Consider the following 16,615-nt stretch of genomic DNA (forward strand, 5'->3'; position numbering starts at 1 on the left):
ATCAGCCTGCCGGGCGGATTTTCGAATGGCCGGGGTTGCCTTTGGGCATCGGCACGCCGTCGGGCAGCAGGAAGATCGCGGCATGGCTGCCTTCCATCGCATCCGGCAGGGTGATTTCGCGCCTCACCACATATTCGATCGGTTTGCGGCCGATCCATTTCAGCGGCGCTTCCTCGGTGTAGGACAGGCCGTTGCGGTCGATCCGGTCATCGCCGCGGCCGGGGAAGAATTCCTTGCCCTGAATCGTCACCCGGCCGCCGAGTTCTTCCATCACCATGTCCTCGACCTCGGGGCGCGGCTGCGGGATCAGCGCCCCGGCCTCGACCAGTTGCGCCAGACCGGCCTCTTGCGGCAGCACCGGATAGGGGGTGGTTTCAGACAGGCTGACCACGTCGGTGGCGGCGATGTCGATCAGCCCGCCGGGATTCAGCCGCAGCATTTCGGCCCAGATCGGGGCTGACGGGCCGGTGGTCGGCAAGGTGCGGGCACCGGGCAAGGGGGCCAGCGGGGCAATGGTGCCGCGGCCCAGATCGAGCGTGCCGAAGGTGGTGCCGGTGATGATCGCCAGTGGTGGCTTGCCAATGGCGGCGGTCAGGAAGTCTTCGTTCGACGGCTTGCCGGCCTCGGCCTTGTTCAGGAAATTCCGCGCGCAGGCCGCAGGGGCATTGCCGGCAACCTTGAGCTGGCGGCGTTGCAGCCCGATGGTGGCGACCATGCCATCCAGGCTGAGCAGGCCGTTGATGCGGTCCACCGCGCCGGAAAACCGCAGGATGATCGAGGGATCCAAGGACGTGATCAGCATGAGCTTGCCCTGCCCTTCCGGCACCACCACATCCGCCACCTGGGTCAGCGTGCCTTCGGGGCCGATCCGCAAGGTGGACAGCGCCGCGCCCTCGTAGCCCGCGATCACCACCACATCGGCGCCATCCGGCACCGGGCGCAGCGCGCAGGCTGGACGAAGGCTGTCCAGCAGCAGCACCCCGGGGTCCACCGGCCGCGCCCGCGCTGCAGGCTGGTTCCGCGCCAGCAAGTGTTGCAAAAACGCGGTGCGTTCGGCGTCCGACAGCAATCCGTCACCATTGGCATCCAGCCCCGTGATGCCTTTCGCCAGCCCGGCCATGTGTTCGGGCAGCGTCAGCACGCCATCGCCATCGGCATCCAGCAGCGGGAGAAAGCCGAAAACGCCGCGGTTGCGAGAGGAACCCTGCAAGGCCGGATCAGGCGGCGTGCCAAGCTCCGCCGGGTCCAGTTGGCCATTGCCATCGGCATCGCGCACCATCTGCTCGGCGATGAAGGCGGCGATGATCTGCTGTTTTTGCGGCTCGGATGGCTCCAGTTCGGCATTGCCCGCGCGCAGCGGCCGGTTGGCCTGCTGCACGGCGAAGGGGCGCAATTCGTCAACGGCGATGGTGAAATCGCCGTTCAGGTCATAGGCCAGCACGCGGCTCATTTCCTGCGCCCGGTGGGCCGCGAGATCCATGGCATCGGCCAGTTCGCTGTCCTTCGGCCCCAGCCCGGGCGCGCCGTCGCGTTCCCCGGCGTAGAACAGTTGCGCCCATTCCGCCTGCAACGCCTTCAGGGTGTCGGCGCGACTGACGATATGGCTGATGGTGCGGTCGCGCAGCAGTTCGGCGCCGCGGATGACTTCCGGCTGCGCCGCAGTTGGCTGCGGTGGCGCGGGCAGGACGCCTTCGGCCTGCGCCGCCCCCGCCACCGCAAGGGTGAGTGCTGCCGCCATTGCCAGATGCCGCGCCATGGATGGTCTCCGCTGCCGAACCTGCCTTCCCCGCACGCGTAAAAGTTGAAAGCGGCGAAACCATGACACAGGGCAGCAGCGGATATCCTCTGGCGATGGCGGCGGGCATCTTGTATTGCTGGGAAAACGGGCTGCGATTGCAGCGCAGATGGGTGAAGGAGACTGCGGTGTCGGCACTGAACATCAAGAAAGGCTCGACCAGCCACTCGGCCTACGAGTTGCGCGACCCCAATGCCGAGGCGATCGAGACCCATACTCTGGCGGTGCTGGTCGATAACGAAAGCGGTGTGCTGGCGCGGGTGATCGGGCTGTTTTCCGGTCGTGGCTACAACATCGACAGCCTGACCGTGGCCGAGGTTGACCATCTGGGCCACCGCTCGCGCATCACCGTGGTGACCACCGGCACGCCGCTGGTGATCGACCAGATCAAGGCGCAACTGGCCCGCATGGTGCCGGTACACGAGGTGCATGACCTGACGGTGGAAGGCCCGGCGGTGTTGCGGGAACTGGCGCTTTTCAAGGTCGCGGGCAAGGGCGAGGCGCGGATCGAGGCGCTGCGGCTGTGCGAGATTTTCCGCGCCAAGGTGGTGGACAGCACGCTGGAAAGCTTTGTGTTCGAAATGACCGGCACGCCGGAAAAGGTGGACGCCTTTGCCGATCTGATGCGGCCCCTGGGCCTGCGCGAAATGGCGCGCACCGGGGTTGCGGCGCTGTCGCGCGGCGCCTGAGCGGCCAGAAACGCTGGTCGCCGGGGTGCGGCAAATACGTGCAGCGGCGCCACGCATCCGGTGCCGCGCCGCTTGCCCCCTTTCCCCCGGCGCCGCCTGCCCCTAGTCTGGCGACGGTTTTGCAGAGACCGGGGTTTCGCAGGGGAGTAACCGCATGAAAACCATGATCGGCGTCATTGGCGGCTCTGGCATCTACCAGATCGACGGGCTGGAGGGCGCAAGCTGGGTCAAGGTCAAGACCCCCTGGGGCGCGCCCTCGGATCAGGTGCTGGTGGGCCGGCTGGACGGCGTGCCGATGGCGTTTCTGCCCCGGCATGGCCGCGGCCATGTGCATTCGCCCACCACCGTGCCCTACCGCGCCAACATCGACGCGCTGAAGCGGCTGGGGGTCACCGACGTGATCGCGGTGTCCGCCTGCGGCAGCTTGCGCGAGGACATGGCGCCGGGTGATTTCGTCATCGTCGATCAATACATCGACCGCACCTTCGGACGCGAGAAATCGTTCTTCGGCACCGGCTGCGTGGCGCATGTCTCGGTGGCGCACCCCACCTGCCCGCGGCTGTCTTCGGCCTGTGCGCAAGCGGCCCGCGCCGGGGGCATCAAGGTGCACGAGGGCGGCACCTATCTGGCGATGGAGGGGCCGCAGTTTTCCACCCTGGCGGAATCGAAGCTCTATCGAAGCTGGGGCTGCGACGTGATCGGCATGACTGGCATGCCCGAGGCCAAACTGGCCCGCGAGGCCGAGCTTTGCTATGCCTCGGTTGCCATGGTCACCGATTACGACTGCTGGCACGAAAGCCATGGCGCGGTGGATGTGGCCACGGTGATCGCCACGCTGACCGCCAATTCCTCGCAGGGGCGCAGCATGGTTTCGCGGCTGCCCGGCCTGCTGGGGACCGACCGCGCGCCTTGCCCGCATGGCTGCGACCGCGCACTGGACAACGCCATCATGACCGCGCCCGAGATGCGCGACCCCGAAGTTCTGGCACGGCTTGACGCCATTGCCGGCCGCATCCTGAAGGTTTGAAAGATGAAGAAGAACGTCAAGGACTACATCCGCACCATCGTCGATTTCCCGCATGAGGGGATCCTGTTCCGCGATGTCACCACCCTCTTTGCCGATGCCCGCGGCTTTCGCATGGCAATCGACCAGTTGCTGACCCCCTATGCCGGCACGCGGATCGACAAGGTGGCGGGGCTGGAGGCGCGCGGCTTCATCCTGGGCGGGGCGGTGGCGCATCAGCTTTCCACCGGCTTCGTGCCGATCCGCAAGAAGGGCAAGCTGCCGGGGCAGACCATCAGCCAGGCCTATACGCTGGAATATGGCGAGGCGGTGGTCGAGGTGCATGACGACGCCTTTCAGCCGGGCGAGAAGATCCTGCTGGTCGATGACCTGCTGGCCACCGGCGGCACTGCCGAAGCGGGCATCAAGCTGATCGAGCGGCTGGGCGCCGAGGTGGTGGGTTGTGCCTTCGTGATCGACCTGCCCGAACTTGGCGGGCGCAAGAAGCTGGAGGCGATGGGCATGGATGTCTATGCGCTGTGCGAATTCGAAGGCCTTTGAAAGAGATTGAGGACGTTCACCTTTTGGTAAGGGAATCAGTCTAAATCTTGCCTTGTCCGGGCAAGTGGCTCGGCAAGGGCGCTGCTTGCAACACGTGACCCAACCTACCCCAACCCCAGCCCCGCCGGTTCACCCCGGTGGGGCAGCGGTTTTTATGGGGCCGCTTCTCCGCCGTTCCCGGCGTCCGCGCTGATGCGGCACTTGCGCGAAACAGGCATCCCGCGTCCGCTTGGTGGCGGCCACCCAGAGGCCTGCCTGATGCGCGCAGCCGGGTTGCGCGACGTCCCGCCAGCATCTCGCCAGCGCAGGCAATCTTCGGGCCGCTGGGATCTCACAGGGTCGCGCCCAGAAGACCCGCCATCCAGCTTTGGCGGCACATGTTCGGTGCCTTGGCGGCTGTTCCTCCGACGCGGCGCAATCGCATCGCGCGTCTTGAGCTTGCCGCAGCCATTCCTGCACCGCGCTCGTGCACAAAGCCCCACCCCCCGGATCAGCGCGGAGCAACCGCAAGGGCGCGACAAGCGGCGGTCAGGTTTGGGAAATCACCAGGTCCGCCGGACGCGACTGGCGCTGCACCCGGCGGATGTTGGGCAGGTCGTTGCCGTCGATCCAGGCCCGCGCTTGCGCCGGGGTCTTGCCGTGATGCGCCCAGCGCGCCAGCAGGCGGCGGTCCAGTTCGGCCTCGGGCACCTCGATCCACACCGTCAGGTCGAACAGCGGGGCGGCCTCGGTCCAGGGGGCCTCGTTCAGCAGCAGATAGTTGCCCTCGACCACCAGCAGCCGGTCGGCGGCGGTGATGATCTCGGCCCCGGCGCGGCTGATTTCCAGATCGCGGTCGAACAGCGGAATCGCCACCTCGTCCTCGGCGCGCAACCGGCGCAGCAGGTGCAGAAAGCCCTGCACGTCGAACGTATCGGGTGCCCCCTTGCGGTCGCGGGCACCGCGGGCGATCAGCACCCGGTCGTCGAAGTGAAAGCCGTCCATCGGCACGGCCTTCGCCCCCGGCCCCAGCGCCCGCACAAGGTCTGCCGCCAGGGTCGATTTCCCCGACCCCGGCGGTCCGGCAAGGGCTGTCAGAAAACGCCCCGGCCCGACAGCACGCGCCTTGATCTCGCGGGCCAGATCCTGCGGGGTCATGCGGCTTCGGTCACGCCTTCGGGCAGCTTGGCGCCGGTCATGAAGGCCACCGCATCCGACATCGTGTAATCCTTCGGATTGATGACGCACAGCCGCTTGCCCAGCCGGTGAATGTGGATGCGGTCGGCCACCTCGAACACATGCGGCATGTTGTGGCTGATCAGGATGATCGGGATGCCACGGCTGCGCACGTCGCGGATCAGTTCCAGCACCCGCCGGCTTTCCTTGACGCCAAGTGCCGCTGTCGGCTCGTCCAGGATCACCACCTTCGACCCGAACGCCGCCGCCCGCGCCACCGCCACGCCTTGCCGCTGGCCACCCGACAGGGTTTCCACCGCCTGGTTGATGTTCTGGATCGTCATCAGCCCCAACTCGTTCAGCTTGGCGCGGGCAAACTTTTCCATCGCCGCGCGGTCAAGCTGGCGGAACACCGACCCCATGATCCCGGGTTTGCGCAACTCGCGCCCCATGAAGATGTTGTCGGCAATGCTCAGCGCGGGCGACATGGCGAGGGTCTGATACACCGTCTCGATCCCGGCCTGCCGCGCCTCGATCGGATTGGTGAAGCGGATCTTGCGACCCTCCAGCGTGATCTCGCCCTCGTCGGGGATCACCGCGCCAGAGACCGCCTTGATCAGGGTCGATTTGCCCGCGCCGTTGTCACCGATCACCGCCAGAATTTCGCCGGGGTAAAGGTCGAAGTCGCAGTTATCCAGCGCCGTGACCTTGCCATACCGCTTTACCAGATTGCGGCCCGTAAGAATGGGTTCCATCAGCCTGCTACCTTTCTGATCCACTGGTCCACCGCCACGGCGAAGATGATCAAGACGCCGATCAGGAAGAAGGTCCATTGCGGGTCGGTGCCGACAAGGCGCAGACCCATCTCGAACACGCCGACGATCAGCGCGCCAAAGAACATGCCGACGATGCTGCCGCGGCCGCCGAACAGCGAGATGCCGCCAATCACCACGGCGGTGATCGACTGGATGTTGCCCAACTGCCCGGTCGAGGCGGTGGGCGACACCGAACCGAACCGCCCGATCATCACCCAACCGGCGATGGCACAGAAGAACCCGGCCAGCGCATAGACCTGGATCAGCACATTCTTCGTCGGCACGCCCGCCAGTTCCGCCGCCTGCGGGTCGTCGCCGGTGGCATAGACATGGCGCCCCCAGGCGGTCGAGCGCAACACATAGGACATGATCGCCACCAGCACGATCATCAGAAACACCGCATAAAGGATCTTCACGCCGCCGGGCTGGATCGAGCCGCCCCAGAACTGCAGCGCGCGGGCCTTTTCCTCGATGTCGGACGAGCGGATGGTTTCGTTGGCCGAAAAGATGAAGTTGGACGCCAGCAAAATCTGCCAGGTGCCAAGCGTGGCGATGAACGGCGGCAGTTTCATCTTGGCGATCAGCAGGCCGTTGACCGCCCCCATGGCGGTGCCAAGGATCAGCCCGATGACGATGGAAAGCTCGGCCGGTATGCCATAGCGGAAGGTTGCCTGCCCCATCAGCACCGACGAGAACACCGCAATCGCCCCCACCGACAGATCAATGCCCGCGGTCAGCACCACCAGCGTCTGCGCACAGCCCAGGATGCCGACGATGGCGATCTGTTGCAGGATGGTGGACAGGGTGCCCGCCTTGAAGAAATTCTCGGACAGGAAACCGAAGATGATGATGGCCACGATCAGCACGATCATCGGCACCGCCGAGGGCGTCTGATGCAGCCAGTGCTGCACCCGCTTCAGCGGGCTGCGGTCTTCCCTGAACTCGGCCACCTTTTCCGAGGCGCCCTTCAGGCCCTCTTCATAGCTGGTCGCCGCTTTGGCGTCGGTTGCCATGGTGCTTTTCCCTCCCCTTTTGCCCGGTCCCCGTCCGGGCGGCAGTTATGCCAAGGGCGGCGCGATGGCCGCCCTTGGTGTCAGCATGGGGTCAAGACCCGCCGCAAAGCAACTGTTGCCTGCGGGCGGCCTGCCTGGGTCAGCCCCAGCACAGCTCCGCGCCCTTGGCGGTGTCGAGCGAGGTCACGCCCTCCACCGGCTTGTCGGTGATCAGCGCCACGCCGGTGTCGAAGAAGGCCTTGCCTTCGGTCGGGGCCGGTTTGGTGCCGTCAGCGGCGAACTTGGCGATGGCTTCGACGCCAAGCGCCGCCATTTGCAGCGGGTATTGCTGCGAGGTGGCACCGATCACGCCGTCTTTCACGTCGGCCACGCCCGGGCAGCCGCCGTCAACCGACACGATCAGCGCGGTCTTGCCCGCGGCCTTCAGCGCCTCGAACGCGCCGGCCGCCGCCGGTTCGTTGATGGTATAGACCACGTTGATGTCGGGGTCTTTGGCCAGCAGGGCTTCCATCGCCTTCAACCCGCCCTCTTCGTTGCCGGCGGTAACTTCGTTGCCGACAATGCGCGGGTCGGTTTCGTCGCCCCATTTTGCGATGTCGGCGGTGTCGATGCCCATGCCGGTCAGGAAGCCCTGGTCGCGCAGCACGTCCACCGACGGCTGGCTGATCGCCAGGTCGAGCATGGCGATCTTGGCGGTGGCAGCAGCGTCGCCCAGTTGCGCCTTGGCCCATTGGCCGATCAGCAGACCGGCCTGGAAGTTGTCGGTGGCAAAGGTCGCGTCGGCGGCGTCGATCGGGTCAAGCGGCGTGTCCAGCGCAATCACCACCAGACCGGCCTCGCGGGCAGCTTTCACCGAATCGACGATGGCCTTGGTGTCCGAGGCGGTGATCAGGATGCCCTTGGCACCATCAGCGATGCAGGCCTCGATCGCGGCAACCTGGCTTTCGTGGTCGCCGTCGATCTTGCCGGCATAGGACTTCAGCGTAATGCCCAGTTCGGCGGCCTTGGCGGTGGCGCCTTCCTTCATCTTGACGAAGAAGGGGTTGGTGTCGGTTTTGGTGATCAGGCAGGCCGAAACGCCTTCGGCCATCGCCGGAACCGCCGAGACCAGCGCAATGGCCGCCGCGCCAAGCAGTGCTTTTGCTTTGAAATTCATGTAGTTACCCTCCCAGGTATTGCACGGGGCTTGCCCCATTGTCGAAAACCTTCCGCAGTCTTCCTCCACCGCGATGTCCGCATGAAAAGCCTAATCCGCCGATTCCGTCAAGTTAAATAAATCACTGTGATTTATTATTGACAGACTCCGGCTTCCTGCGCAGGTTGAGGTCTGTGCCGGGCTTCGCGGTCTAGCACGTCCTTCAACTGCGCAGACCACCCTTACAAAGAGACCAGACCCATGTTGATCGGCATCCCCTGCATCCTCGGGCCGGACCTGCTTTACACGCTGCGCTCGATGGGGCACGGCGACGAAATCGCTGTGGTGGACGGCAATTACCCGGCGCAAGAGCACGCGCGGCGGCTGTTGCGGGCGGACGGCCATGGCGTGCTGGCGCTGCTGGAGGCGATCCTGACGGTGCTGCCGCTGGACCATTGCGCTTCGGCGGTCTTTCGCGCGGCGCTGAACAACGACCCGGCACAATCGGGGGCGATCCATGCTGCCATCGACGCCACCTGCGCCCGGCTGGCCCCGGGTTTCGCCGTGGTGCCGCTGGCGGGTGCCGATCTTTATCCGCGCATCCGGGCGGCGCACACCATCGTCGCCACCTCGGAGCGCGCGCTTTTTGCCAATGTGATCCTGCGCAAGGGCGTGATAACCGCGCCGCTCTGACCCTTTTAGGAACGCCAAGTGCCGCAGGATATCGACCCCAGCCCCGACCGCCCGACCGCCGACCCCGGCGGCTTGCGCGGCTCGAACCAGTCGGGGATGCGGGCGCATAATGAGCGGCTGGTGCTGTCGCTGCTGCGGCAGCACGGCGCGCTGGCGAAATCCGATATCGCCCGGATCACCGGCCTGTCGGCGCAGACGGTTTCGGTGATCATGCGCAGTCTGGAGCAGGACGGGCTTTTGCTGCGCGGCACGCCGCAACGGGGAAAGATCGGCCAACCCTCGGTGCCGATGTCGCTTTCCCCGGAGGGTGCCTATTTTCTGGGGCTGAAGATCGGGCGGCGCTCGGTCGATCTGACGCTGGTGGATTTTCTGGGCCGGGCGCAGGCCACCCGGCGGCGCACCTATCGCTATCCCACCCCCGGTGCCGTGGTGGCCTTTGTGGCCGAGGCGCTGCCGCAACTGGTGGCGACGCTTCCACCCGCGCTGCGCGCCCGCATTGCGGGCCTTGGCATCGCCATGCCGTTCCAGCTTTGGGCCTGGGTGGAATACATCGGCGCGCCGCAAGCCGAGATGGACGAATGGCGCACGCGCGACATTCAGGCCGAGATTGCCGCCATCGCCGGGATGCCGGTTCATGTGCAGAACGACGCCACCGCCGCCTGTGGCGCCGAGCTGACCTTCGGCACCGGCGAAAAACCCAAGGATTTTCTGTATTTCTTCTTTGCCTATTTCATCGGCGGCGGGCTGGTGCTGAACGGCCAGTTGTTCACCGGCCGCAGCGGCAATGCCGCCGGTGTCGGCCCGATGCCGGTGCCGGGGCCGGATGGCACGGTGCGCCGCCTGCTGACCGTGGCCTCGGTGTCGGTGCTGGCCGAGGCGATGGAGGCGGCGGGGCAGGACGCGGCGCAACTGTGGGAGAACCCCGATGCCTGGCAGGTCAGCGACGCCGTGCTGACCCCCTGGATCGCCAGCGCCGCCGAGGGGCTGGCCAGTGCCGCCCTGAGTGCCGCGGCCCTGCTGGAGATCGAGGCGGTGCTGATCGACGGCTGGATGCCGGCACCCGTGCGCGCCGAGATCACCCGCCAGACCCATGCCGCCCTGCACCGGCTGGACCTGGCCGGGGTCACGCCGCCTGCTATCCGCGAAGGCACGGTGGGGCCGCAGGCGCGCTCCCTCGGGGCCGCCGCCATCCCGCTGTCGCAACGCTATATGGTCGATCAGAACAGCTTTCTGAAAGAGGTCTAGCCCCGTCAGAAATGGCTGGCGTTGATCAGCAGATGCGCGCCAATGCTGGCGAAATACCCCAGCGCAATCGCCCAGGTCCATTTCAGGTGGCCAAAGAAGGTATAGGCCCCCTTGGCCTGCCCCATCAGCGCCACCCCGGCCGCCGAGCCGATCGACAGCATCGACCCGCCCACACCGCAGGTCAGGGTGATCAAGAGCCACTGGCCGTGGCTCATTTCCGGGTCCATGGTCAGCACCGCGAACATCAGCGGAATGTTGTCCACCACCGCCGACAGCGCGCCGATGATCACGTTGGCCCAGGTCGGCCCCATGCCGACGTAAAGCAGTTCGGACGACAGCGCGAGGTATCCCAGAACCCCAAGCCCGCCCACCGCAAAAATGATGCCGAAGAAGAACAGCAGGGTATCCCACTCCACCCGCTCGATCTGGCGAAACGAATCCAGCACCATCTCGTCATCGCCGCGCCTTGTGCCGGTGGTTTTCAGGAAATACGACCAGACCTGCAGGTAGCCCAGGCCCAGCATCATCCCCATCGCGGGCGGCAGTTGCAGGAAGTTCTTGAAGCTGACCGAGGTGACGATGGTCAGCGCAAACAGGATCGCCACCCCCAGCGTGCCCGGCTTGGCGCGGATGCGCTCGGCATGCGGCTCGGGGCTGCCCGCGGGCACGGCAAAAAACATGATCGCCGCGGGCACCGCCCAGTTCAGCAGCGCCGGGATGAACAGCGCGAAGAACTCGAAGAATTCGACCTTGCCCTTCTGCCAGACCATCAGCGTGGTGATGTCGCCAAACGGCGTGAAGGCACCGCCCGCGTTGGCCGCGACCACGATGGAAATGCAACCCACCGCCACGAACCGCGGCGAGGCCGAACCCAGCGCCATCACCACCGCCCCCATCACCAGCGCCGTGGTCAGGTTGTCCAAGACGCCCGACAAAAGGAAGGCCAGAAACCCGGTCAGCAGGAACAGCTTGCGATAGGTCAGCCCAAGGCTGACCAGCCAGCCGCGCAGCACTTCAAAACCGCGGCGCTCTTCCAGCGTGTTGACATAGGTGATCGCCACCAGCAGAAACAGGAACAATTCGCCATATTCGCCAATGATCTGAATGGCATGCTCATGCGCCACCGCCGATTGCCCGGCCTGGGCGAAGGCGATGCCGATCAGCGCCCAGATCAGCCCCGCCGCCATCATCACGGGTTTGGATTTTCGCATGTGGGTGGCTTCTTCGAAGATCACCAGCAGATAGGCGATCAGGAAGATCGCCACCGAAAGCAGCCCCGCCCAATGGGTCGTGAAGGTCAGATCGGTCATGGTCGATTCGCATCCCCTTGCGCCACAGCGCGTTATGGCCACCACGCACCAAGACGCCGGGGGGGTCAAGGGCCGGGGGCGGAGCCTTCGACCGTTTGATCAAATACCAGCCGCCGCACCGCTTGCACCGCATGGCCCCGGCGTGCAAACCTGCGGCGTCCTTCCCGACCGGAGTTTGCGCCCTTGCACACCGACCTTGCCCGCCGCGCCAGCCTGCTGCCGCAGCTTGCCCATGCCCGCAACCCCGGCATGGCGCTGGATCTGGATTGGGTGGCGAGCGTGCAGGCCAACACCTCGGCGATCGAGCGGCGGGCGGCCAGCCTTCCCGGTCGGCGCTCGGTGAAAAAGGACTGGCAGGCGGCGTGGCTCTGCAAGGCCGTCAGCCTGATCGACCTGACCACGCTGTCGGGCGATGACACGCCGGGCCGGGTGCAGCGGCTTTGCGCCAAGGCCCGCCAGCCGGTGCGCGCCGACCTGCTGGCGGCGCTGGGGATGGAAGGCCTGACCACCGGGGCGGTCTGCGTCTATCACGAGATGGTCGAAGTGGCGGTGCGGGCGCTGGAAGGTTCCAGCATCCCGGTCGCCGCGGTGTCCACCGGCTTTCCGGCGGGCCTGTCGTCCTATCGCACCCGTCTGGCCGAGATCGGCGATTCGGTGGCGGCAGGGGCGGCTGAAATCGACATCGTGATCTCGCGCCGTCATGTGCTGACCGGCAACTGGCAGGCGCTGTATGACGAAACCGCCGAGATGCGGGCAGCCTGTGGCGCGGCGCATATGAAAACCATCCTGGCCACAGGCGAGTTGGGCAGCCTGCGCAACGTCGCCCGGGCGTCCCTTGTCTGCATGATGGCGGGGGCGGATTTCATCAAGACCTCCACCGGCAAGGAATCGGTGAATGCCACGCTGCCGGTCAGCCTGGTGATGATCCGGGCCTTGCGCGACTACCACGCCCGCACCGCGTTCCGCATCGGCTACAAGCCCGCGGGGGGCATTTCCAAGGCCAAGGACGCGCTGGTTTACCTCAGCCTGATGAAGGACGAGTTGGGCCACCCCTGGCTGCAACCCGACCTGTTCCGCTTTGGTGCCTCCAGCCTGCTGGGCGATATCGAGCGGCAGCTTGAACACCATCTGACCGGTGCCTACAGCGCCGCCAACCGCCATCCGATAGGGTAAGCCAATGACCGTGCGCGATATTTTCAACGACATGAGCTATGGCCCCGCCCCGGAATCCGCCGCCGAGGTGCTGGAATGGATCGCCAGCCACGGCGGCCGCTTTGGCCACTGGATCGACGGCGGCTTTGCCGACCTTGGCGACCGTGGCTTCACCAGCTTCAACCCGGCCACCGGTCAGCCGCTGGCCGAAGTGGCGCAAGGCACCGACGCCTCGCTGGATGTCGCCATCGCCGCCGCCCGCCGGGCGCAGCCGAAATGGGCGAAGCTTTCGGGCCACCAACGCGCCAAACACCTTTATGCGCTGGCCCGGCTGGTGCAGAAACACGCGCGCCTGCTGGCGGTATTGGAAACCCTCGACAATGGCAAGCCGATCCGCGAATCCCGCGACATTGATGTGCCGCTGGTGGCGCGGCATTTCTACTACCATGCCGGCCTCGCGCAGCTTCTGGCCAGCGAACAGCCCGGCATGGCCCCCCTGGGCGTCTGCGGTGCGGTGATCCCGTGGAACTTCCCGCTGCTGATGCTGGCCTGGAAGGTCGCGCCCGCCTTGGCCGCAGGCAATACCGTGGTGCTGAAACCCGCCGAGTTCACCCCGCTGACCGCCCTGCTGTTCGCCGAGATCAGCCGCGAGGCGGGCCTGCCCAAAGGTGTTCTGAACATCGTCACCGGCGACGGCGACACCGGGGCGGCGCTGGTGGCGCATCCGGGGGTGGACAAGATCGCCTTCACCGGCTCGACCGCCGTCGGGCGGAAAATCCGCGCTGCCACCGCAGGCAGCGGCAAGGCGCTGACGCTGGAGCTGGGCGGCAAGTCGCCCTACATCGTGTTCGACGACGCCGATCTCGACAGCGCCATCGAGGGCCTCGTCGATGCGATCTGGTTCAATCAGGGTCAGGTCTGCTGTGCCGGCTCGCGGCTCTTGGTGCAGGAGGGCGTGGCCGAGCGCTTCCATGCCAAGCTGAAAACCCGGATGGACGGGCTGCGGCTGGGCGACCCGTTGGACAAATGCATCGACATCGGCGCGATCATCGACCCCAGTCAGTTGGCCAGCATCACCGCGATGGTCGATGCCTGCCGCGAAGGCGAGACCTATCGCGCCGCCTGCCCGCTGCCCGCAGGCTGCTTCTATCCGCCGACGCTGATCACCGGCCTGACCGCCGCCTCGCCGCTGATGCAGGAGGAAATCTTTGGCCCGGTGCTGGTGTCGATGACCTTCCGCACGCCCGCCGAGGCGGTAGAACTGGCCAACAACTGCCGCTACGGCCTGGCGGCGACGGTCTGGACCGAGAATATCAATCTCGCGCTGGACGTGGCGCCGAAACTGAAAGCCGGGGTGGTCTGGGTCAACGCCACCAACCTGTTCGATGCCGCTGCCGGTTTCGGCGGGGTGCGCGAAAGCGGCTTTGGCCGCGAGGGCGGATGGGAAGGCCTGCTGGCCTACCTCAAACCCGCCGCTACCCCGAAACCGCTGAAACCCACCCTCGCCAGCCCCGCGCCGAGAGCGCCCGAAACCCCCGAGATCGACCGCACCGCCAAGCACTATATCGGCGGCAAGCAGGCCCGCCCCGACGGCGGCTATTCCCGCGCCATCTGGTCGCCCCGCGGCAAACTGCTGGGCCATGCGGGCATCGGCAACCGCAAGGACATCCGCAACGCCGTCGAGGCCGCCCATGCCGCCAAAGGCTGGGCCCGCAGCACCGCCCACAGCCGCGCCCAGATCCTGTTCTACATCGCTGAAAACCTGTCGGCCCGCGCCGCCGAATTCGCCGCCCGCCTGCGCGATCTGACCGGCAAACCGGGGGAGGCGGAAGTCGAGGCCGCCATCGCCCGCCTGTTCACCTACGCCGCCTGGGCCGACAAGTTCGACGGCGCGGTGAAATCGGTGCCGATCCGCGGCGTGGCGATGGCGATGAACGAACCCTGCGGCGTGATCGCAGCCCTTTGTCCCGACGAGGCGCCGCTGCTGGGGCTGATCAGCCTGATGGCCCCCGCCATTGCCTTGGGCAACACCTGCGTGCTGGTGCCCTCCGAGCCGCACCCGCTGGCCGCCACCGATTTCATGCAGGTGCTGGAATGTTCTGACCTGCCAGGCGGCGTGGTCAATATCGTGACAGGCTCCCACGCCGAACTCGCCAAGCCCTTGGCCAGCCACATGGATGTCGATGCGGTCTGGAGCTTCTCATCCACCCCGCTGTCGGCGCTGGTGGAACGCGAGGCGGCGGGCAACCTCAAGCGCGCTTGGGTCAACCACGCCCGCGCCCGCGACTGGTTCGGCCCCGAGGGCGAAGGCCGCGGCTTCCTGCGCGCCGCCACCGAGGTGAAAACCGTTTGGGTGCCCTACGGCGAATGACGGCAAAGGGGCAGCCGGGGTCAGCGGCATCGAGCCGCCGCCCCCGGCGCTGACGCATCCCAACCTGAAACATGGCTTTCTTCTCTGCAAAAATATCCCCGCCGGAGGCTCCTGCGGCAAGGCCGGGTGCCTCCGGCGGGGATATTTGACCAAAGGAGAAACCAGTGAGCCTCAGGCCCGCCCGGCAGTGGCCGACAGCGACAGCGGGTCGATGCCCATATGCTTCAGCGCGCCACCCCACTTGCCGCCATCGTCGGCGGCGAACACCAGATCGGCCTCGGCCCCCGAGGTCAGCCAGTCGTTGCGCAGGATCTCGGATTCCAGTTGCCCCGGCCCCCAGCCAGCATAGCCCAGCGCCAGCAGCGCCTGTGCCGGCCCCGCGCCGCGGGCCAGCGCCTGCAGGATATCCACCGTCGCCGTCATCCCGAAGCCCCCCGGCACCGCCATGGTCGAGGCGCCGCCCGCATAATCGGGCGAGTGCAGCACGAAGCCGCGCCCGCGTTCCACCGGCCCACCGAAATGGGCGCAGATATCGCGGCCTTCCGGCGCGCGCGGAATGTCGAGTTGCTCCAGCAGTCCGGCAAAGCTGAGGTCGGGCAGCGGCTTGTTGACGATCAGCCCCATGGCCCCCTCGGGCGAATGGGCGCAGATCAGAATCACGCTTTTCTCGAAGCGCGGGTCGCCCATGCCGGGCATCGCAATCAGGATCGAGCCGCCAAGCTGCATCAGCACCTCCCGTTGCTCAAGATATGGCGCGACGGGTGCCGCACCTCAAGGGGCCATCACCGGATCGTCGCCTGAATGTGACTTTCCATCCGGCGCGGGCTGGCTATGGTGCGGCTCATGCTGAACGCTCGCCTCCGCCCCGCCGCCCTTGCCGCCCTGCTGGCCCTTGCCCCGCTGGCCGCGGCTGCCGAGCCCCAGTCCGACGTGCTGGCCGCCGAGATTCTGCCCGGCTGGCGCAGCGCTGGCGGCAGCCATTTCGCGGCGCTGCATCTGCAACTGGCGCCCGACTGGAAGACCTACTGGCGCAGCCCCGGCGAGGCCGGTATCCCGCCCGAGTTCGACTGGACCGGCTCGCAGAACCTGAAATCGGTGCATCTGCACTGGCCGCGGCCGCAGGTGTTCCGGCTGAACGGCATGCAGACCATCGGCTACCTGCGCGATCTGGTGCTGCCGATCGAGGTGACCGCCATCGACCCCGGCCAGCCGATCCACCTGCGCGCCCGCATCGACCTTGGGGTGTGCCACGAGATCTGCATGCCCGCCGTGCTGGACCTTGCCGCTGACCTGCCCGCCCCCGGCATGCCGGATGCCAGCATCAAGGCGGCGCTGCGGTCCCGTCCCGACACCGGGCGCGAGGCCGGGCTGACCGAGATCACCTGCGATGTCGAACCGATTGCCGATGGCCTGCGGCTGACTGCCCGGGTCAGGCTGCCCGCCACCGGCGGAACCGAGGTCGTGGTGCTGGAGCCGGGGCAGGCGCAGGTCTGGGCCTCGGAAGCCACGTCGCTGCGGCAGGGCGGCGCGCTGGTGGCCAGTGCCGATCTGGTGGCCACCTCTGGCCAACCCTTCGCGCTGGACCGCTCGGCGGTGGTGGTCACTGTGCTGGGGTCGGATCGGGCGGTGGAAATCCACGGCTGTCCGGCACCGTAAGCACCGCCCGCCGCGACTGCGG

At 66.7% G+C, this 16,615-nt stretch carries 15 protein-coding genes; 8 read left to right on the forward strand and 7 right to left on the reverse strand.

The annotated features are described in order from the left end of the window. Position 1: 1 nt before the first annotated feature. A complete protein-coding gene (locus RSW2DRAFT_RS09600) occupies positions 2–1,756 on the reverse strand; it encodes an EF-hand domain-containing protein (protein ID WP_008030399.1) in 1,755 nt (584 codons plus the stop codon). 167 nt (positions 1,757–1,923) lie between these two features. On the opposite strand from RSW2DRAFT_RS09600, the gene ilvN reads away from it, so the two are divergent. The 3 genes from ilvN (at position 1,924) to RSW2DRAFT_RS09615 (ending at position 4,048) form a co-directional block, all read left to right on the forward strand. After that, positions 1,924–2,484 carry an acetolactate synthase small subunit gene (gene ilvN, locus RSW2DRAFT_RS09605; protein WP_040671947.1) on the forward strand — a complete coding sequence of 187 codons (561 nt, stop codon included), beginning with the start codon at positions 1,924–1,926 and terminating at the stop codon, positions 2,482–2,484. A gap of 154 nt (positions 2,485–2,638) precedes the next feature. After that, a complete protein-coding gene (locus tag RSW2DRAFT_RS09610; protein ID WP_008030402.1) occupies positions 2,639–3,511 on the forward strand; it encodes an S-methyl-5'-thioadenosine phosphorylase in 873 nt (290 codons plus the stop codon). A 3-nt stretch (positions 3,512–3,514) separates the two neighbouring features. Next, positions 3,515–4,048 (forward strand): adenine phosphoribosyltransferase, encoded by a 534-nt coding sequence (locus RSW2DRAFT_RS09615; protein WP_008030404.1) that lies wholly within the window; start codon positions 3,515–3,517, stop codon positions 4,046–4,048. Between the two features lie 528 nt (positions 4,049–4,576). Here RSW2DRAFT_RS09615 and RSW2DRAFT_RS09620 read toward each other — a convergent pair. The 4 genes from RSW2DRAFT_RS09620 to RSW2DRAFT_RS09635 all read right to left on the reverse strand — a co-directional run bounded on the left by RSW2DRAFT_RS09620 (position 4,577) and on the right by RSW2DRAFT_RS09635 (position 8,187). Next, on the reverse strand, positions 4,577–5,185 hold the full coding sequence (locus RSW2DRAFT_RS09620) for a nucleoside triphosphate hydrolase (RefSeq protein WP_008030406.1): 609 nt from the start codon (positions 5,183–5,185) through the stop codon (positions 4,577–4,579). After that, the gene (locus RSW2DRAFT_RS09625; RefSeq protein WP_008030407.1) at positions 5,182–5,958 is read right to left on the reverse strand and encodes an ATP-binding cassette domain-containing protein; all 777 of its coding nucleotides are present in this window, start codon (positions 5,956–5,958) and stop codon (positions 5,182–5,184) included. Before RSW2DRAFT_RS09625 ends, RSW2DRAFT_RS09620 begins: the two co-directional genes overlap by 4 nt. Continuing rightward, on the reverse strand, positions 5,958–7,031 hold the full coding sequence (locus RSW2DRAFT_RS09630; protein WP_008030408.1) for an ABC transporter permease: 1,074 nt from the start codon (positions 7,029–7,031) through the stop codon (positions 5,958–5,960). The genes RSW2DRAFT_RS09625 and RSW2DRAFT_RS09630 overlap by 1 nt, the downstream gene beginning before the upstream one ends. 139 nt (positions 7,032–7,170) lie before the next feature. Next, complete coding sequence (locus RSW2DRAFT_RS09635) at positions 7,171–8,187, reverse strand: sugar ABC transporter substrate-binding protein (RefSeq protein WP_008030409.1); 1,017 nt, start codon at positions 8,185–8,187, stop codon at positions 7,171–7,173. 240 nt (positions 8,188–8,427) lie between these two features. Here RSW2DRAFT_RS09635 and RSW2DRAFT_RS09640 point away from each other — a divergent pair, with 240 nt between their 5' ends. Beyond that, on the forward strand, positions 8,428–8,859 hold the full coding sequence (locus RSW2DRAFT_RS09640; protein WP_008030410.1) for an RbsD/FucU family protein: 432 nt from the start codon (positions 8,428–8,430) through the stop codon (positions 8,857–8,859). Positions 8,860–8,955: 96 nt separating this feature from the next. Then, the gene (locus RSW2DRAFT_RS09645; protein ID WP_083800667.1) at positions 8,956–10,104 is read left to right on the forward strand and encodes an ROK family transcriptional regulator; all 1,149 of its coding nucleotides are present in this window, start codon (positions 8,956–8,958) and stop codon (positions 10,102–10,104) included. Positions 10,105–10,109: 5 nt separating this feature from the next. Here the strand turns inward: RSW2DRAFT_RS09645 and nhaD are convergent, their stop codons facing one another. After that, positions 10,110–11,414 carry a sodium:proton antiporter NhaD gene (nhaD, locus tag RSW2DRAFT_RS09650; RefSeq protein ID WP_008030412.1) on the reverse strand — a complete coding sequence of 435 codons (1,305 nt, stop codon included), beginning with the start codon at positions 11,412–11,414 and terminating at the stop codon, positions 10,110–10,112. Positions 11,415–11,597: 183 nt separating this feature from the next. On the opposite strand from nhaD, the gene deoC reads away from it, so the two are divergent. Then, positions 11,598–12,587, forward strand: a complete 990-nt coding sequence (deoC, locus tag RSW2DRAFT_RS09655; protein WP_008030413.1) for a deoxyribose-phosphate aldolase — start codon at positions 11,598–11,600, stop codon at positions 12,585–12,587. A 4-nt stretch (positions 12,588–12,591) separates the two neighbouring features. Beyond that, the gene (locus RSW2DRAFT_RS09660) at positions 12,592–14,937 is read left to right on the forward strand and encodes an aldehyde dehydrogenase family protein (protein ID WP_008030414.1); all 2,346 of its coding nucleotides are present in this window, start codon (positions 12,592–12,594) and stop codon (positions 14,935–14,937) included. A gap of 171 nt (positions 14,938–15,108) precedes the next feature. Here RSW2DRAFT_RS09660 and RSW2DRAFT_RS09665 read toward each other — a convergent pair whose 3' ends face one another. Further along, positions 15,109–15,663, reverse strand: coding sequence for a YqgE/AlgH family protein (locus RSW2DRAFT_RS09665; protein WP_008030415.1), 555 nt, complete (start codon positions 15,661–15,663; stop codon positions 15,109–15,111). Positions 15,664–15,780: 117 nt separating this feature from the next. On the opposite strand from RSW2DRAFT_RS09665, the gene RSW2DRAFT_RS09670 reads away from it, so the two are divergent. Beyond that, complete coding sequence (locus RSW2DRAFT_RS09670; RefSeq protein ID WP_040671950.1) at positions 15,781–16,593, forward strand: protein-disulfide reductase DsbD domain-containing protein; 813 nt, start codon at positions 15,781–15,783, stop codon at positions 16,591–16,593. The last annotated feature ends 22 nt before the right edge of the window (positions 16,594–16,615 follow it).

Origin of the sequence: Rhodobacter ferrooxidans (assembly GCF_000176015.1) — a bacterium.
GTDB lineage: Bacteria > Pseudomonadota > Alphaproteobacteria > Rhodobacterales > Rhodobacteraceae > Pseudorhodobacter_B > Pseudorhodobacter_B ferrooxidans.

What these genes read in the sequence shown, in the direction of transcription:
- RSW2DRAFT_RS09600 (WP_008030399.1), bottom strand. Translation starts at nt 1,756, where the DNA reads ATGGCGCGGCATCTGGCAATGGCGGCAGCACTCACCCTTGCGGTGGCG.
- RSW2DRAFT_RS09610 (WP_008030402.1), top strand. Translation starts at nt 2,639, where the DNA reads ATGAAAACCATGATCGGCGTCATTGGCGGCTCTGGCATCTACCAGATC.
- RSW2DRAFT_RS09615 (WP_008030404.1), top strand. Translation starts at nt 3,515, where the DNA reads ATGAAGAAGAACGTCAAGGACTACATCCGCACCATCGTCGATTTCCCG.
- RSW2DRAFT_RS09620 (WP_008030406.1), bottom strand. Translation starts at nt 5,185, where the DNA reads ATGACCCCGCAGGATCTGGCCCGCGAGATCAAGGCGCGTGCTGTCGGG.
- RSW2DRAFT_RS09625 (WP_008030407.1), bottom strand. Translation starts at nt 5,958, where the DNA reads ATGGAACCCATTCTTACGGGCCGCAATCTGGTAAAGCGGTATGGCAAG.
- RSW2DRAFT_RS09630 (WP_008030408.1), bottom strand. Translation starts at nt 7,031, where the DNA reads ATGGCAACCGACGCCAAAGCGGCGACCAGCTATGAAGAGGGCCTGAAG.
- RSW2DRAFT_RS09635 (WP_008030409.1), bottom strand. Translation starts at nt 8,187, where the DNA reads ATGAATTTCAAAGCAAAAGCACTGCTTGGCGCGGCGGCCATTGCGCTG.
- RSW2DRAFT_RS09640 (WP_008030410.1), top strand. Translation starts at nt 8,428, where the DNA reads ATGTTGATCGGCATCCCCTGCATCCTCGGGCCGGACCTGCTTTACACG.
- RSW2DRAFT_RS09645 (WP_083800667.1), top strand. Translation starts at nt 8,956, where the DNA reads ATGCGGGCGCATAATGAGCGGCTGGTGCTGTCGCTGCTGCGGCAGCAC.
- nhaD (WP_008030412.1), bottom strand. Translation starts at nt 11,414, where the DNA reads ATGACCGATCTGACCTTCACGACCCATTGGGCGGGGCTGCTTTCGGTG.
- RSW2DRAFT_RS09660 (WP_008030414.1), top strand. Translation starts at nt 12,592, where the DNA reads ATGACCGTGCGCGATATTTTCAACGACATGAGCTATGGCCCCGCCCCG.
- RSW2DRAFT_RS09665 (WP_008030415.1), bottom strand. Translation starts at nt 15,663, where the DNA reads ATGCAGCTTGGCGGCTCGATCCTGATTGCGATGCCCGGCATGGGCGAC.
- RSW2DRAFT_RS09670 (WP_040671950.1), top strand. Translation starts at nt 15,781, where the DNA reads ATGCTGAACGCTCGCCTCCGCCCCGCCGCCCTTGCCGCCCTGCTGGCC.